We start from the raw sequence: 15,644 nt of genomic DNA on the forward strand, positions 1-15,644 counted from the left end.
TTGTCGCTCAGAGGCGGGCACTCGACCATGTCCCCCCGCGCTGAGACCCCAGTGGCGGATGTGACCAAGCGCTAGGCTCCGCTCATGGCTGCTGTGGACCTGACCGCCGATGTCCCGATGACCCCGCAGGACATGTGGGACCGCGTCTCCGACCTCTCGGACCTGGGCGACTGGCTGATCATGCACGAGGGATGGCGCAGCGACCTGCCCGACGAGATCGTCGAGGGCACCCAGGTCATCGGCGTGGCGCGGGCCAAGGGCTTCCGCAACCGGGTGACGTGGACGGTGACCACGTGGGACCCGCCGCACGAGGTGGCGATGTCGGGATCCGGCAAGGGCGGGGCCAAGTACGCCGTCACGCTCACCGTGCGGGCCACCGGCAACGGATCGACGCTGGGTCTGCGCCTCGAACTGGGCGGACGCGCGTTGTTCGGTCCGGTGGGCTCGGCGGCGGCGCGCGCCGTCAAGGGCGACGTCCAGAAGTCGCTGGCGAACTTCGTCGAGTTGTACGGATAATTCGCCCAGACACACTCACGCGACACGCCGAGGAAGTGTCGCCGTGCGGTCATAGACTGGCGTCCCTATGAACCACTCGTCCTTCGTGCACCTGCATAACCACACCGAGTATTCGATGTTGGACGGTGCCGCGAAGATCGCGCCGATGCTGGCCGAGGTGGACCGGCTGCAGATGCCCGCGGTCGGGATGACCGACCACGGAAACATGTTCGGCGCCAGCGAGTTCTACAACGCGGCGACCAAGGCCGGGATCAAGCCGATCATCGGCGTCGAGGCCTACATCGCGCCGGCCTCGCGCTTCGACACCCGGCGCATCCTGTGGGGCGACCCGGGCCAGAAGTCCGACGACGTGTCGGGCAGCGGCTCCTACACGCACATGACGATGGTGGCCGAGAACGCCGCCGGCCTGCGCAACCTGTTCAAGCTGTCCTCGCTGGCGTCGTTCGAGGGCCAGCTCGGCAAGTGGTCGCGGATGGACGCCGAGATCATCGCCGAACACGCCGAGGGCATCATCGCCACCACGGGCTGCCCGTCGGGGGAGGTGCAGACCCGGCTGCGGCTGGGGCATGAGCGCGAGGCGCTGGAATCGGCCGCCAAGTGGCGCGAGATCTTCGGCGCCGACAACTACTTCCTGGAGCTGATGGACCACGGGCTGTCCATCGAGACGCGGGTCCGCGAGGGGCTGCTCGAGATCGGCCGCAAGCTGGGCATCCCGCCGCTGGCCACCAACGACTGCCACTACGTCACCCGCGACGCCGCGCACAACCACGAGGCGCTGCTGTGCGTGCAGACCGGCAAGACGCTCTCGGACCCCAACCGGTTCAAGTTCGACGGCGACGGCTACTACCTGAAGTCGGCCGCCGAGATGCGCCAGATCTGGGACGACGAGGTGCCCGGCGCCTGTGACTCCACCCTGCTGATCGCCGAACGGGTGCAGTCCTACGACGAGGTGTGGGCGCCACGCGACCGGATGCCGATCTTCCCGGTGCCCGAGGGCCACGACCAGGCCAGCTGGCTGCACCACGAAGTGCTGGCGGGGTTGGCGCGCCGCTTCCCGTCCGGCGTCGGGCAGGACTACATCGACCGGGCCGAGTACGAGATCAAGGTCATCTGCGACAAGGGTTTTCCGTCGTACTTCCTGATCGTCGCCGACCTGATCAACTACGCGCGATCGGTCGACATCCGGGTGGGGCCGGGGCGCGGCTCGGCGGCGGGCTCGCTGGTGGCCTACGCGCTGGGCATCACCAACATCGACCCGATTCCGCACGGCCTGCTGTTCGAGCGCTTCCTCAACCCGGAACGCCCGTCGGCGCCCGACATCGATATCGACTTCGACGACCGTCGTCGCGGCGAGATGGTGCGCTACGCCGCCGAGAAGTGGGGCTCGGACCGCGTCGCCCAGGTGATCACCTTCGGCACCATTAAAACCAAAGCGGCGCTGAAAGATTCGGCGCGCATCCACTACGGCCAGCCCGGGTTCGCGATCGCCGACCGGATCACCAAGGCGCTGCCGCCGCCGATCATGGCCAAGGACATCCCGCTGTCGGGCATCACCGACCCGGGCCATGAGCGGTTCAAGGAGGCCGCCGAGGTCCGCGGTCTGATCGAAACCGACCCCGACGTGCGCACCATCTACCAGACGGCCCGCGGCCTGGAGGGCCTGATCCGCAACGCCGGGGTGCACGCGTGCGCGGTGATCATGAGCAGCGAGCCGCTGACCGAGGCCATCCCGCTGTGGAAGCGGCCCCAGGACGGGGCCATCATCACCGGCTGGGACTACCCGTCGTGTGAGGCCATCGGCCTGCTGAAGATGGACTTCCTGGGCCTGCGGAACCTGACGATCATCGGCGACGCGCTGGAGAACATCAAGACCAACAGGGGCATCGACCTCGACCTGGAATCGGTGCCCCTAGACGACAAACCCACCTACGAGTTGCTCGGGCGCGGCGACACCCTGGGCGTGTTCCAGCTCGACGGCGGGCCGATGCGAGATCTGTTGCGCCGCATGCAGCCCACCGAGTTCAACGACATCGTCGCGGTGCTGGCGCTGTACCGCCCCGGCCCGATGGGCATGAACGCCCACAACGACTACGCCGACCGCAAGAACGGCCGTCAGGCGGTCAAGCCGATCCACCCGGAGCTCGAGGAGCCGCTGCGCGAGATCCTCGCCGAGACACACGGCCTGATCGTCTACCAAGAGCAGATCATGTTCATCGCCCAGAAGGTCGCCTCCTACACGATGGGCAAGGCCGACGCGCTGCGCAAGGCGATGGGCAAGAAGAAGCTCGAGGTGCTCGAGGCCGAGTACAAGGGCTTCTACGAAGGCATGACCGCCAACGGCTTCTCCGAAAAAGCGGTGAAAGCCTTGTGGGACACCATCCTTCCGTTCGCCGGGTACGCGTTCAACAAGTCGCACGCGGCGGGCTACGGCCTGGTCTCCTACTGGACCGCCTACCTGAAGGCCAACTATCCCGCCGAGTACATGGCCGGCCTGCTGACGTCGGTGGGCGACGACAAGGACAAGGCCGCGGTCTACCTGGCCGACTGCCGCAAGCTGGGCATCACGGTGCTGCCGCCGGACGTCAACGAGTCGCTGGTGAACTTCGCCTCGGTCGGCCAGGACATCCGCTTCGGGCTCGGTGCGGTGCGCAACGTCGGCGCCAACGTGGTCGGCTCGCTGATCGGCACCCGCAACGGCAAGGGCAAGTTCACCGACTTCTCGGACTACCTGAACAAGATCGACGTCGCGGCCTGCAACAAGAAGGTCACCGAATCGCTGATCAAGGCCGGCGCCTTCGACTCGCTGGGCCACGCCCGCAAGGGCCTGTTCCTGGTGCACACCGACGCGGTCGATTCGGTGCTGGGCACCAAGAAGGCCGAGGCGATGGGCCAGTTCGACCTGTTCGGCGGCGGCCCTGACGGTAGCGGCATCGACTCTGTGTTCAACATCAAGGTGCCCGACGACGAGTGGGAGGACAAGCACAAGCTCGCCCTGGAGCGGGAGATGTTGGGCCTGTACGTGTCCGGGCATCCGCTCAACCAGGTGGCGCATCTGCTGACCGCCCAGGTGGACACCCAGATCCCGGCCATCCTCGACGGCGATGTCCCCAACGACACCCAGGTGCGGGTGGGCGGCATCCTCGCATCGGTCAACCGCCGGGTCAACAAGAACGGAATGCCTTGGGCGTCAGCCCAATTGGAGGATCTCACCGGTGGTATCGAGGTGATGTTCTTCCCGCAGGCGTACTCCGTGCACGGGGCCGACATCGCCGACGACGTCGTGGTGCTGATCAAGGCGAAGGTGTCGCTGCGCGACGACCGCGTCGCCCTGATCGCCAATGAGCTCGTAGTGCCCGACTTTTCCAACGCCCAGCCGAATCGGCCGCTGGCGGTCAGCCTGCCGACCCGGCAGTGCACCATCGACAAGGTCACCGCGCTCAAGCAGGTGCTGGCCCGCCACCCCGGCACCTCGCAGGTGCATCTGCGACTGATCAGCGGGGACCGCATCACCACGCTGGAACTGGATGCCTCCCTTCGGGTTACGCCGTCACCGGCGCTGATGGGAGACCTCAAGGCGCTGCTGGGCCCCGGCTGTCTCGGCGGCTAGCCCCACCGCGCTTCGCCGATCCCCGCGAGTGTGAAGCTGGCCGCACACTCGCGTCCGAACGTGAGGCTGGCCGCACACTCGATCGTGTGCGAAGCCGGCCGCACACTCGCGGCGGCTACCCGGCCAACGCCAGCGCCGCCCGGTGATCGTGGGTCGGGATGATCGTGACCGCGTGCCGCGCCAGGTGCAGGCGGTGCAGGGTCTTGAAGGTCTCCTCCCGATCTTCGTCCGCGAAATTGCCTGGGTAGCTTGACTTCTGCCGGATCTTGTCAATCTGCAAATAATGCCAGGCGGCGTCGCCGGCGATGAGGATCCATCCCCGGCCGGTATGGGCGAGCAACCCGACGCTGCCCGGGGTGTGGCCGGCCAGATCCACCAGGATGACCGAGTTGTCGCCGAACAGATCGTGGCTTGCGGTGAAGGTCAGCACGGGCGGCCCGTCCAGGTCGTAGTGCTGGATGGACCTGTCGCGCAGCGAGTCGCGCACCCCGCCGACCGGCGCCACGGGACCCGAGCCGACCCATTCGTGTTCCCGGCGATGCAGGTGCACGGGAAGGTCCGGCAAGTCGAGCAGACCGGACACGTGGTCCCAGTGCGCGTGCGTGGGGAGCGCGAAATCCAGGCGTGGCGCGTCGGGCAGCCGGTTCAGTGCCGCGATCGTGGGGATGGTGCCGGCGGGCGGGCGGACCGCGACGCGCACCACGGCGGGCAGTTGGGCGATCGCGCGTCGGTCGGCGTCGACGCACACCGCGGGGTCGACGATGAACGTCGCCTCAGGGTGGGTGACGAGGAACGACGTCAGCGAGTTCTCGACGCAAGCCGGCGTGAAGGTGCCCTCGACGATGGCGGCGGTCGGCACCGGGCGGGGCACCTGAGGCAGCGCGGTCACCGTCACGGTCCGGCCGGGAGCCGGCAGGCCCGCGTCGGCGATGCTGAGGATGAACCGCTCGTCGGGCCGCCTCGGGCGCACCATGCCGAGCACCAGTCCTGCTGCGGCGCCGCAGCATTGGCGGATGCCGGGGGAGCGGACGGGGTCGGGTGCCGTTGTGCGCGTCATGGCAGCTCCACCCGCACCATGACGCTGTCCGGCCACACGCCGCGGTCCCGGGCGCGCCGTAATCTCTCGCGCGCACACAGATCTTGGTGCACGTTGGTCACGCCGGGAACCTTGATCAGCGGGACGATGTTCCACTGCCAGCCGTAGCGTCGGTGCAGCACGCGATTGGCGCGGGCGGCCTCGGCACCGGCCAGGATCGTGGCGCGGCCGGCCATCGTGAGCGTGCCGGGGCGCACCCGGCCCCGGTAGTCGCAGGCGGCGAGTTCGACGTCGCGGCGCGCGGCCAGCCGCCGGGTCTTCGGGCCCACCTTGGTCCGAAACAGCAATCCGTCGCCGTCGAGCGCGAACCAGATCGGGGTGTCGACGGGCGTGCCGTCGCGGCGAAACGAGCGCAGCAGGGCGTAGCGGGATTCGCCGAGCTCCTCGCGTTGGGGGATGGTCATGACCACAGTCAAGGACTTAGAGTTGGCTCGAAGTCAAGCATCTAATTCGCGGGAGGTGCGATGGCACCGAGCCTGACCATCGGGGAGGTGGCCCGCCGGGCCGGGGTGGCCGCGACCGCGTTGCGCTACTACGAGCAGATCGGGCTGGTGCCGGAGCCGGCGCGGATGGGCGGCCAGCGCCGCTACGACGACTCCGTTCTGGCCCGTCTCGAAGTGATCGCGCTGTGCAAGGCGGCCGGGTTCTCGCTGGAAGAGATCCAGCTGCTGTTCGCCGACGACGCCCCCGGGCGCCCGGTCAGCCGCGCCCTGGCCGAGGCCAAACTGGCCGAGATCGACGCGCAGATGGAGTCGCTGGCCCGGGCCCGCGCCGTCATCGAGTGGGGGATGCGCTGCACCTGCCCCTCAATCGACGCCTGTACCTGTGGCATTCACCCACCCCACGCCGACAAGGAGACCGCATGACCCAGCAGCACCCCATCGCCGTACAGAACTTCTCCCACATCTGCATCGGCGTCTCCGACATCGAGGCGTCGCTGGCCTTCTACACGGCCGTGCTGGGCATGGACGTGGTGTTCGACATCGAACTCGAGGGCGCCGGACTGGATTCGGTCACCGGCGGAGCCGCCCAGCGGGGCCGCATGATCGGCGGGCTGATCGGGGCGGTGATGGTGGAGCTGTTGTCGTTGGGCGCGGTGCCCGAGTGCCCGAGCGGCCCGCACCTGGGCTACACCAACATCTCGTTTCGCGTCGACGATCTCGACGCGACCTACCAGACGGTGGCGGGCGACCACCCCGGCGTCCGGGCCGACCCGCCCGTCGACATCGGGGGAGTGCGGATGTTCTTCATCTATGACCCCGACGGCACGCCGATCGAGCTGCTGGAACTGCCCGGCGGCGTGACGAGCACGGTGCAGCTCTGGCGCCCGGAGGCGTGAATCGGTGAAGTCGCGCGATATGTTCCCCGCCCCGGATGCCCGGACGTAGGCTCACGAAAACAGTGCTGATGTGGCGCCGAGGAGGACGGAAATGACGACGGCCCAGGATCCGGCCACCTTGTGCGAGGCGTTTCAGCGCAACGCCGCGATCGACCCCGACGCGGTCGTGCTGCGCACACCCGGCGCCACCCGGACGCTGACCTGGCGCGAGTGCGCCGACCAGGTCCGCAAGGTCGCCGCGGGCCTGGCGGGACTGGGGGTTCGGCGCGGCGACGCCGTCTCGCTGATGATGGCCAACCGGATCGAGTTCTATCCGCTCGAGATCGGTGCGCAACACCTTGGGGCGACGTCGTTTTCGGTGTACAACACGCTGCCGGCCGAGCAGCTGACGTACCTGTTCGGCAACGCGGGCACCAAGGTCGCGATCTGCGAGGAGCAGTACGTGGACCGCATTCGCGCCGCTGGGGTGCCGATCGAGCACATCGTCTGCATCGACGGCGCACCGCCGGGCACGATGTCGGTCGAGCAGCTGTACGCGGCGGCCGAAGACGACTTCGACTTCGAATCGACCTGGCGCGCAGTACAACCCGACGACATCGTCACCCTCGTCTACACCTCGGGAACCACCGGTAACCCCAAGGGTGTCGAGATGACCCACGCGAACCTGCTGTTCGAGTCCCAGGCCCTCAACGCCGTGCTTCCTTCGGAGTTCGGTGACCGGGTCACCTCGTATCTGCCGACGGCACACATGGCCGACCGGGTGATGGGGCTCTACGCCCTGGAGGTGTTCGGCGCCCAGGTCACCGTCGTCGACGATCCGCGCGCCATCGCCGCCGCGCTGCCCGACGTGCGGCCCACGGTGTGGGCCGCGGTGCCGCGGGTCTGGGAAAAGCTCAAGGCGGGAATCGAATTCACCGTCGCCAACGAGACCGACGACGTCAAGCGCCAGGCGCTGCAGTGGGCGATGTCGGTGGCGGCCAGGCGCGCCGACGCGCTGGTGACCGGCGGTCCGATGCCGGACGAGCTGGCCGCCGAATGGGCCCAGGCCGACGAGCTGGTGTTGTCGAAGCTGCGCGAGCGGCTCGGGTTCGGCGAACTGCGCTGGGCGGTCTCCGGCGCGGCGCCCATCCCCAAGGAGACGCTGGCCTTCTTCGCCGGCATCGGGATTCCGATCGCCGAGGTGTGGGGGATGTCGGAGCTGAGCTGCGTTGCGGCCGTGAGTCATCCGCGCGACGCGCGGCTGGGTTCGGTCGGCAGACTGCTGCCCGGGCTCGAGGGCAAGATCGCCGACGACGGCGAGTTTCTGGTGCGCGGTCCGCTGGTGATGAGGGGCTACCGCAAGGAGCCGGCGAAGACCGCCGAGGCGATCGACGCCGAGGGCTGGCTGCACACCGGCGACATCCTGGAGGCGGACGCCGAGGGCTATCTACGCGTGGTGGATCGTAAGAAGGAGCTGATCATCAATGCGGCCGGAAAGAACATGTCCCCGGCCAACATCGAGAACGCCATCCTGGCCGCGTGCCCGATGGTCGGGGTGATGATCACCATCGGCGATGGGCGGCCCTACAACACCGCGCTGATGGTCTTCGACGCGGACTCGGTCGGCCCGTACGCGGCCCAGCGCGGCCTGCCCGACGCCTCCCCGGCCGCGCTGGCGGCCGACCCGGACGTCGTCGCGCAGATCGCGGCCGGGGTCGCCGCGGGCAACGACAAACTCTCCCGGGTGGAACAGATCAAACGGTTTCGCATCCTGCCCACGTTGTGGGAGCCCGGCGGCGACGAGATCACGCTGACGATGAAGCTCAAACGCAAGCCGATCATGGCGAAATACGCCGACGAGATCGAGCAGCTCTACACGCCCGAACCGCATCCGGAGGTCCACGAGCCCTCCGAAGCCGCCACGGTGCAACCGGCATGAGCGGGGGACCGGCGGGGACCGCCCGGGAAATCGGCCGGGTCGGGGTGCGAAAGCTGTTGCAGCGCAGCGGGATCGTCGAAGAGTCGACGTCACCGTTGTCGACGGACCCGGCCGAGGTCGTCGAATTGCTGGGCGCGCCATGGTATGACGAGCGGCTGCGCAAGCTGGCCCACGAGCTCGGCCGCGAGCCGGACAGCGTGCGCGCCGAGGCCGCCTGCTACCTGCGCGAGATGGCGCCGTCGCTCGACGAGTCGGCCATGGCGGCCTGGCGCGGCTTCAGTCGCTGGCTGATGCGCGCCTACGACGTGCTGACCGACGAGGATCAGATCGCCCAGCTGCGCAAGCTGGATCGCAAAGCCACACTGGCGTTTGCCTTTTCGCATCGCTCCTATCTGGATGGCCTGTTATTGCCCGAGGTGATCCAGGCCAGCCGGCTCTCACCCGCGCTGACCTTCGGCGGCGCCAACCTGAACTTCTTCCCGATGGGGGCCTGGGCCAAGCGCACCGGGACCATATTCATCCGGCGGCAGACCAAGGACATCCCGGTCTACCGCTTCGTCCTGCGCGCTTATGCCGCCCAGCTGGTGCAAAACCACGCCAATATGACCTGGTCCATCGAGGGGGGCCGGACCAGGACCGGCAAGTTACGGCCCCCGGTGTTCGGGATCCTGCGCTACATCGCCGACGCGGTCGACGAAATCGACGGCCCCGAAGTGTATTTGGTGCCCACCTCGATCGTGTACGACCAGCTGCACGAGGTGGAGGCCATGACCACCGAGGCCTACGGCGCGGTGAAACGGCCCGAGGATTTTCGCTTCCTGATCCGGCTCGCGCGCCAGCAGGGCACCCGGCTGGGCCGGGCCTACCTGGACTTCGGCGAGCCGCTGCCGCTGCGCAAACGCCTCGAGGAGTTGCGGTCCGAGGAATCGGGCGTCGGGACCGAGATCGAACGCATCGCGCTGGACGTCGAGCACCGCATCAATCGCGCGACGGCGGTCACCCCGACCGCGGTGGTCAGCCTGGCGCTGCTGGGCGCCGACCGCTCCCTGTCCATCAGCGAGGTGCTGGCCACGGTGCAACCGCTGGCGAGCTACATCGCCGCGCGAAACTGGGCGGTGGCCGGGGCGGCCGACCTGACCAATCGCTCCACCATCCGCTGGACCCTGCACCAGCTCGTCGCCTCCGGCGTGGTCAGCGTCTACGACGCCGGAACCGAGGCGGTGTGGGGCATCGGGACCGACCAGCATCTGGTCGCGGCCTTCTACCGCAACACCGCCATCCACATCCTGGTCGACCGCGCCATCGCCGAGACGGCGCTGCTGGCCGCGGCCGAAGACGCCGAAAAGGCCGCGGACGGATCGGTGCTACCGGCGACCGTGCGCGACGAGGCACTCGAACTGCGCGAATTGCTGAAATTCGAGTTCTTGTTCTCCGCACGAGCGCAATTCGAGAAAGACCTCGCCGACGAAGTCCGGCTGATCGGACCGGCGGCCAACCCGGTGGACACCAGCAAGGCGACCAGCGCCGTCTTCGTGCGCGGCCTGCTGGAACGGGCCGACCTGCTGCTGGCGCATCTGGTGTTGCGCCCGTTCCTGGACGCCTATCACATCGTCGCGGACCGGCTCGCCGCCTACTCCGACGATTCCTTCGACGAGGACGCCTTCCTCGCCGAGTGCCTGCAGGTCGGCAAGCAGTGGGAGCTGCAGCGCAGGATCGCCAGCGCCGAGTCGCGGTCGATGGAACTGTTCAAGACCGCGCTGCGGCTGGCGCGGCACCGTGAGCTGGTCGACGGGTTCGGGGACCCGGAGATGGCCCGGCGACGACGTGAGTTCGCCGACGAGATCGCCACCGCGATCCGGCGGGTGAATACCATTGCGGAGCTGGCCAGAACGCGCTGATCGCCGGTTCGCGCCGGGCTGCGGGGTTCACGGGCCGTTAACGTTCGGTAGCGATAGTGCGGTGGCGACCTCGGTGCTGGTCTGCACCGGCCGGTGAAGCGAGGATTTGATGAGTGAGAAGTCCGGTGGGCAGTCCCGCCCACTGATCGCCTACGTCACCCATGACATCGCACCGCCGATCGGCCCCGCGCCGGTCGGCCGGACGTGGATGGCGGAGATGCGGCAGAGCCGGGCGCACCGGTGTCTGCCGATGGTGATCGCCAACCAGAGCGGCTGGGAGGTGCGCAACCGGAACGCGTTCACCGCGACGTGGATGGGCGGCAACGACCGCACGAACCTGATGATCGCGCCCGACACCCGCGAAAGCGGCCAGTTCCTGCCGTCGAGCCACTTCGGCTTCGGCATCTTGACCTGGCACATTCCGATGCTGTTCCGCACCCCGCCGGGCTACAACCTGCTGGTGCGCGGGCCGGCCAACCATCCCAAGGACGCCATCTCCCCGTTGGAAGGCATCGTCGAAACCGATTGGTCCAGTTCGAGTTTCAGCATGAATTGGAAATTCACCCGCGAGTTCATGCCGGTGCGATTCGAGGTCGACGAGCCGATCTGCATGATCGTGCCGCAGCGCCGGGCCGAGCTGGAGGAATTCGCCCCCGAGCTTCGGCCCATAGAATCCGACGAGGAGCTGCACCGCAAGCACGAGTTCTTCCTCGGTTCACGCGCCGCACTGGGCCGCGAACCAGAAGCCGCGGACGGCGCCGCGAACGAGAAGCAGGGCGACTACACCCGGGGCCGGCACAGCGACGGCGAGCCCGGCGCCGAGGACCACCAGACCCGCCGTCATCTCCGGTCGTTCGTCGCACACCAGCCCGAGAACGCGGACTAGGGCGACATCACCGCGCGTACACGATGGTCGCCGCGGCCACGCTCGTGATCCGGTCCGGCACCTGAGCCGACGCGCCGGCCCACGCGATGTACCCGTCGGGGCGCACCAGCACGGCCGGGCCGCGGTCGGACCGCTCGGCCTGCACCATCCCGGGTGCCTCGATCGGGGCGGCGCCGTATTCGCGGATGAAGACGAAGCCACCGCCGCGCTGCAGGTGCGTCAATCGCCCTCCGACGAGCGGGATCGCGGCGGCGCGGGTGCCGACCAGTCCGCGCCGGCCGTAGCGCAACGCCGTGCCCGCGAAGCTGCCGGCCACGAAGTCCTGCACCGCGGGTATCCGAAGCAGGTTGGGAGCCAACAGATTACGTAGCCAAATCGCGGGCCGTCGATGCAGCGTCGCGCCGCGGGCGATCATCCCGGACTGCAACAGCACCCGTTTGCCGATCGGGTGGCGCTCGTCCTGATAGGTGTCCAGCAGGCGGTCGTCGGCGCCGCCGAGCACGGCATCGAGTTTCCAGGCCAGGTTCGCGGCGTCCTGGATGCCGGTGTTCATGCCCTGCCCGCCCATCGGTGAGTGCACGTGCGCGGCGTCGCCGGCCAGGAACACCCGCCCGTGCCGGTACTGCGCGACCTGCCTTTCGTCGCTGTGGAAGCGCGACTTCCAGCCGATCTCGATCACGCCGAAGTCCGTCTGCATGGCGCGGGCCAGGACGTCGATGATCTCGGCGTCGTCGACGGGCGCGTCATCGGGCTGCTGGTGGTCGCGGTCCCATACCAGGGTCCGGTACCACGAGCCGTCCTCGTCGTGACGGTTGTAGGGGGCCAAGAACCCCAACACGTCACTGGTGGTGCCCACCACCAACCCGCCGCCCGACGGGCCGTGGGCCAGCTTGACGTCGGCCAGCATGAGCGAGGTCAGCACGGTCTTGCCGGGAAAGTCGACGCCCAGCAACGTCCGGACGGTGCTGTGCGCGCCGTCGGCGCCGATCACGTACCGCCCCCGCCACGCCTGCCGGTGTGCGGGGTCGTCGTCGTCGAAGGGGCGCGCGGTGACCGTGACGCCGTCGGCGTCCTGCTCGAGCGCGACCACCTCGACACCGCGCCGGAGGTCGGCGCCTTCGCCCACGGCGTATCGGCGCAGTGCCGCGTCGACGTTGGTCTGCGGGGTGATGAACACGAACGGGTAGGCCGAGTCGAGCCGGGTCAGGTCGAGGCGGGCTTTCGCGAACAGCGTCACGTCCGGTCCGCGCTGCCCGAGCGCCAGCAGGTCGTCGGCGGCGTCACGCGCGTCGAGGACCTCCAGCGTGCGGGGCATGACGGCGAACGCGCGGCTGGTCGGGTTTTCGTTGGGCCAGCGCTCCAGCACGGTCACCGACCGTCCGGCGCGGGCCAGGTCGCCCGCGGCCGTCAGGCCCGTGGGGCCGGCTCCGACCACCAGGACGTCGACGTCGTGAACAGCGGTTGTAGTCATCGGATCGCTCCTTCCGGTTCGGGGTACCAGCGACGGATGTCGCCGGGGGTGGCTTGCGCGGCCCGGTTGAAGACGAAGCGGCAACCGGGCTGGGTGGCGTGCGCGATGTTGACGATCGACTCGAACAGCAGGGTGTTGCCGGCGACCAGGCGAATCCCGGCGCCGATCAGCACCGCGTCGTAGCGCTTCGCGCGTAGCCACTCGCCGGCCTTCTCGGCGCCGGCGGTACCGAAGTCGATCAGGCAGTTGTCGACCTGGTAGCCGGCGGCGCGCAACCCCGCGACGTTGTCGTCGTTGGCGGCCCGCAGCACCTCTTTCGACAGGCCTGCGAACTGGGCGAACTCCGCTGACGAGTAGTCGATCACGTCGGGATCCAGGCCGATCTGGATGACGGTCACGGTCATGGCTGGGCCTCCTCGACCAGATCGATTCAACAACTGTTGAGATCAACGTAAGCCCGGTCACTGGCTATGTCAACAGTTGTTGAACTACAATTTCGGCATGCCCGGCAAGACCCGTGACGGCAAAGTCACCCGCGCGACGATCCTGAGTGCCGCTCGCACGCTGTTCTCCACTCATGGCTTCGAGCGGACCACCATCCGGTCGATCGCGGCTGAGGCCGGCGTCGATCCCGCGCTGGTCATGCACTACTTCGGCAACAAGGCCGACCTGTTCGCCGCGGTCTCGCGCCTCGACATCACCTTCCCCGACCTCACCGGCGTCGCCCCGGAACGTATCGCCGACGTGCTGGTGCCGTTTCTGATCCGGGTGTGGGATCCGGGCGGATCGTTTCTGCCGCTGCTGCGGGCGGCGGCAACCAACCGGGTCGCCGCCGATGCGCTACTGGAAGTGTTCGTCGACAAGGTGGCGCCGGCGCTGACCGCCGTCACCCCCGACCGCGCGGCCGAGCGGACCGCGATGGTGGGGTCGCAGGTACTGGGAATTGCCATGGCGCGCAACGTTGTTGGGGTGCCCGCCCTGGCCTCGATGGACGACGCGACGTTGACCGAATGGCTGCGCCCGGTGCTCGCCCACTACCTCACCGGCTCGGCCCCGTGATGGCCCGGCGGCCCATGCGGCGAGGCGGCGGGCGGCCGAAACCGCGCCTCGGGCGCGAAGACCGCGCCTAGAGTTGGGGACATGCCGTTAGAAGGGGAGTACCTCCCGAGCCCATGGGACTGGTCGCGCGAGCAAGCTGACAAATACGCCGAGTCGGGGGGAGCCGAGGCCGCCGACATGAAGGGCAAGCCGATCATTCTGCTGACCACGGTCGGCGCCAAGACCGGCAAACTTCGCAAGACGCCGCTGATGCGGGTCGAGCATGGCGGCGAGTACGCGGTCGTCGCCTCGCTGGGCGGGGCGCCGAAGAACCCGGTCTGGTACCACAACATCAAGAAGAACCCCCGCGTCGAGCTGCAGGACGGCTCGGTGACCCGCGATTACGACGCCCGGGAGGTCTTCGGCGACGAGAAGGACAGCTGGTGGGAGCGGGCCGTGGACGCGTGGCCGGACTACGCCGAGTATCAGACCAAGACCGACCGCCAGATCCCGGTGTTCGTGCTGACCCCGGTCGGCTGAATTCCGGAGATGGTCGGCTGTCGTGGCACCATTGACCAGTGTCCGCCGAATTGAGTCATCACCCGAGCGTCGCGCCGGTATCCGCGGCTGACATCGACAGCGCGGCCAAGCGGATCGCCACGGTGGTCACGCCGACCCCCCTGCAGTTCAGCGACCGGTTGTCGGCGATCACCGGCGCGCGGGTCTACCTCAAGCGCGAGGACCTGCAGATTGTTCGCTCCTACAAGCTGCGCGGCGCCTACAACCTGCTGGTCCAGCTGTCCGAGGCGGAGCTCGCCGCAGGCGTGGTGTGCTCCTCGGCGGGCAATCACGCGCAGGGTTTCGCCTACGCGTGCCGGACGCTGCAGGTGCACGGCCGCGTCTATGTGCCGGCCAAAACGCCCATGCAGAAGCGCGACCGGATCCGCTACCACGGCGGCGACTTCATCGAACTGATCGTCGGCGGCAACACCTACGACCTCGCCGCCGAGGCGGCGCTGGCCGACGCGGAAAGCACCGGCGCCACCCTGGTACCGCCCTATGACGATCCGCGCACCATCGCGGGCCAGGGCACCATCGCCGTCGAACTGCTCGACCAGCTCGACAAGCTTGGTTTGGGGGAGCCGGATCTGGTGGTGGTCCCGGTGGGCGGCGGTGGCTGCATCGCCGGCATCACCACCTACCTCGCCGAGCGGACGAACAACACGTCGGTCCTGGGCATCGAGCCGGCCGGCGCAGCGGCGATGATGGCCGCGCTGGCCGCGGGGGAGCCGGTGACGCTGGACCACGTCGACCAGTTCGTCGACGGCGCCGCGGTGCGCCGCGCCGGAAACCTGACCTACGCCGCGCTGGCGGCCGCCGGCGACATGGTCTCGATCACCGCGGTCGACGAGGGAGCGGTGTGCACCGCGATGCTCGAGCTCTATCAGAACGAGGGCATCATCGCCGAACCCGCCGGCGCGCTGGCGGTCACCGGATTGCTGAACACCGACATCGAGCCCGGTTCGACGGTGATCTGCCTGATTTCGGGCGGCAACAACGACGTGTCGCGGTACGGCGAGGTGCTGGAGCGGTCGCTGGTCCACCTCGGCCTCAAGCACTACTTCCTGGTGGACTTCCCGCAGGAGCCCGGCACGCTGCGCCGCTTCCTGGACACGGTGCTCGGACCGAACGACGACATCACCCTGTTCGAGTACGTCAAGCGCAACAACCGGGAGATCGGGGAGGCGCTGGTCGGCATCCAATTGGGATCGTCGGCCGACTTCGACGGCCTGCTGGCCCGGATACATGCGACGGAGTTGCACGTCGAGATCCTGAGACCGGGCTCGCCGGCATACCGCTACCTGCTGCTCTAGA

14 protein-coding genes are annotated in these 15,644 nt (G+C 68.4%); 10 read left to right on the forward strand and 4 right to left on the reverse strand.

Translation table 11 applies throughout. The annotated features are described in order from the left end of the window. The first annotated feature begins 84 nt into the window (after positions 1–84). Complete coding sequence (locus A5688_RS16060; protein WP_067828816.1) at positions 85–516, forward strand: type II toxin-antitoxin system Rv0910 family toxin; 432 nt, start codon at positions 85–87, stop codon at positions 514–516. A 67-nt stretch (positions 517–583) separates the two neighbouring features. Then, on the forward strand, positions 584–4,123 hold the full coding sequence (gene dnaE / locus A5688_RS16065; protein ID WP_067908082.1) for a DNA polymerase III subunit alpha: 3,540 nt from the start codon (positions 584–586) through the stop codon (positions 4,121–4,123). Between the two features lie 115 nt (positions 4,124–4,238). Here the strand turns inward: dnaE and A5688_RS16070 are convergent, their stop codons facing one another. Beyond that, complete coding sequence (locus A5688_RS16070) at positions 4,239–5,180, reverse strand: MBL fold metallo-hydrolase (RefSeq protein WP_067908085.1); 942 nt, start codon at positions 5,178–5,180, stop codon at positions 4,239–4,241. Continuing rightward, a complete protein-coding gene (locus A5688_RS16075; protein ID WP_067828808.1) occupies positions 5,177–5,623 on the reverse strand; it encodes a PPOX class F420-dependent oxidoreductase in 447 nt (148 codons plus the stop codon). Before A5688_RS16075 ends, A5688_RS16070 begins: the two co-directional genes overlap by 4 nt. Before the next feature lie 60 nt (positions 5,624–5,683). On the opposite strand from A5688_RS16075, the gene A5688_RS16080 reads away from it, so the two are divergent. The 5 genes from A5688_RS16080 to A5688_RS16100 all read left to right on the forward strand — a co-directional run bounded on the left by A5688_RS16080 (position 5,684) and on the right by A5688_RS16100 (position 11,260). Then, positions 5,684–6,085 (forward strand): helix-turn-helix domain-containing protein, encoded by a 402-nt coding sequence (locus tag A5688_RS16080; protein ID WP_067828805.1) that lies wholly within the window; start codon positions 5,684–5,686, stop codon positions 6,083–6,085. Continuing rightward, positions 6,082–6,558, forward strand: coding sequence for a VOC family protein (locus A5688_RS16085; protein ID WP_067908088.1), 477 nt, complete (start codon positions 6,082–6,084; stop codon positions 6,556–6,558). The genes A5688_RS16080 and A5688_RS16085 overlap by 4 nt, the downstream gene beginning before the upstream one ends. A 91-nt stretch (positions 6,559–6,649) precedes the next feature. Further along, positions 6,650–8,476 (forward strand): fatty acid--CoA ligase FadD11, encoded by a 1,827-nt coding sequence (gene fadD11, locus A5688_RS16090; protein ID WP_067908091.1) that lies wholly within the window; start codon positions 6,650–6,652, stop codon positions 8,474–8,476. Next, positions 8,473–10,374 (forward strand): lysophospholipid acyltransferase, encoded by a 1,902-nt coding sequence (locus A5688_RS16095; RefSeq protein WP_067828797.1) that lies wholly within the window; start codon positions 8,473–8,475, stop codon positions 10,372–10,374. Before fadD11 ends, A5688_RS16095 begins: the two co-directional genes overlap by 4 nt. 109 nt (positions 10,375–10,483) lie before the next feature. Continuing rightward, on the forward strand, positions 10,484–11,260 hold the full coding sequence (locus A5688_RS16100; protein ID WP_067908094.1) for a DUF6065 family protein: 777 nt from the start codon (positions 10,484–10,486) through the stop codon (positions 11,258–11,260). A gap of 7 nt (positions 11,261–11,267) precedes the next feature. On the opposite strand, the gene A5688_RS16105 is transcribed toward A5688_RS16100, so the two are convergent. Together A5688_RS16105 and A5688_RS16110 are read right to left on the reverse strand one after the other, a co-directional pair. Continuing rightward, a complete protein-coding gene (locus A5688_RS16105; RefSeq protein WP_067908096.1) occupies positions 11,268–12,731 on the reverse strand; it encodes an FAD-dependent oxidoreductase in 1,464 nt (487 codons plus the stop codon). Next, positions 12,728–13,135, reverse strand: coding sequence for a hypothetical protein (locus A5688_RS16110; RefSeq protein ID WP_067908099.1), 408 nt, complete (start codon positions 13,133–13,135; stop codon positions 12,728–12,730). The genes A5688_RS16105 and A5688_RS16110 overlap by 4 nt, the downstream gene beginning before the upstream one ends. A gap of 97 nt (positions 13,136–13,232) precedes the next feature. On the opposite strand from A5688_RS16110, the gene A5688_RS16115 reads away from it, so the two are divergent. The 3 genes from A5688_RS16115 to ilvA all read left to right on the forward strand — a co-directional run bounded on the left by A5688_RS16115 (position 13,233) and on the right by ilvA (position 15,643). Continuing rightward, positions 13,233–13,790, forward strand: a complete 558-nt coding sequence (locus A5688_RS16115; protein WP_067908137.1) for a TetR family transcriptional regulator — start codon at positions 13,233–13,235, stop codon at positions 13,788–13,790. Positions 13,791–13,871: 81 nt separating this feature from the next. Beyond that, entirely contained in the window at positions 13,872–14,309 is a 438-nt protein-coding gene (locus tag A5688_RS16120; RefSeq protein ID WP_067828785.1) for a nitroreductase family deazaflavin-dependent oxidoreductase, read from the forward strand. Positions 14,310–14,347: 38 nt separating this feature from the next. Continuing rightward, positions 14,348–15,643, forward strand: a complete 1,296-nt coding sequence (ilvA, locus tag A5688_RS16125; protein WP_067908102.1) for a threonine ammonia-lyase — start codon at positions 14,348–14,350, stop codon at positions 15,641–15,643. Position 15,644: the final 1 nt, after the last annotated feature.

This window comes from Mycobacterium mantenii (assembly GCF_001667865.1).
GTDB lineage: Bacteria > Actinomycetota > Actinomycetes > Mycobacteriales > Mycobacteriaceae > Mycobacterium > Mycobacterium mantenii_A.

What these genes read in the sequence shown, in the direction of transcription:
- A5688_RS16060 (WP_067828816.1), top strand. Translation starts at nt 85, where the DNA reads ATGGCTGCTGTGGACCTGACCGCCGATGTCCCGATGACCCCGCAGGAC.
- dnaE (WP_067908082.1), top strand. Translation starts at nt 584, where the DNA reads ATGAACCACTCGTCCTTCGTGCACCTGCATAACCACACCGAGTATTCG.
- A5688_RS16070 (WP_067908085.1), bottom strand. Translation starts at nt 5,180, where the DNA reads ATGACGCGCACAACGGCACCCGACCCCGTCCGCTCCCCCGGCATCCGC.
- A5688_RS16075 (WP_067828808.1), bottom strand. Translation starts at nt 5,623, where the DNA reads ATGACCATCCCCCAACGCGAGGAGCTCGGCGAATCCCGCTACGCCCTG.
- A5688_RS16080 (WP_067828805.1), top strand. Translation starts at nt 5,684, where the DNA reads ATGGCACCGAGCCTGACCATCGGGGAGGTGGCCCGCCGGGCCGGGGTG.
- A5688_RS16085 (WP_067908088.1), top strand. Translation starts at nt 6,082, where the DNA reads ATGACCCAGCAGCACCCCATCGCCGTACAGAACTTCTCCCACATCTGC.
- fadD11 (WP_067908091.1), top strand. Translation starts at nt 6,650, where the DNA reads ATGACGACGGCCCAGGATCCGGCCACCTTGTGCGAGGCGTTTCAGCGC.
- A5688_RS16095 (WP_067828797.1), top strand. Translation starts at nt 8,473, where the DNA reads ATGAGCGGGGGACCGGCGGGGACCGCCCGGGAAATCGGCCGGGTCGGG.
- A5688_RS16100 (WP_067908094.1), top strand. Translation starts at nt 10,484, where the DNA reads ATGAGTGAGAAGTCCGGTGGGCAGTCCCGCCCACTGATCGCCTACGTC.
- A5688_RS16105 (WP_067908096.1), bottom strand. Translation starts at nt 12,731, where the DNA reads ATGACTACAACCGCTGTTCACGACGTCGACGTCCTGGTGGTCGGAGCC.
- A5688_RS16110 (WP_067908099.1), bottom strand. Translation starts at nt 13,135, where the DNA reads ATGACCGTGACCGTCATCCAGATCGGCCTGGATCCCGACGTGATCGAC.
- A5688_RS16115 (WP_067908137.1), top strand. Translation starts at nt 13,233, where the DNA reads ATGCCCGGCAAGACCCGTGACGGCAAAGTCACCCGCGCGACGATCCTG.
- A5688_RS16120 (WP_067828785.1), top strand. Translation starts at nt 13,872, where the DNA reads ATGCCGTTAGAAGGGGAGTACCTCCCGAGCCCATGGGACTGGTCGCGC.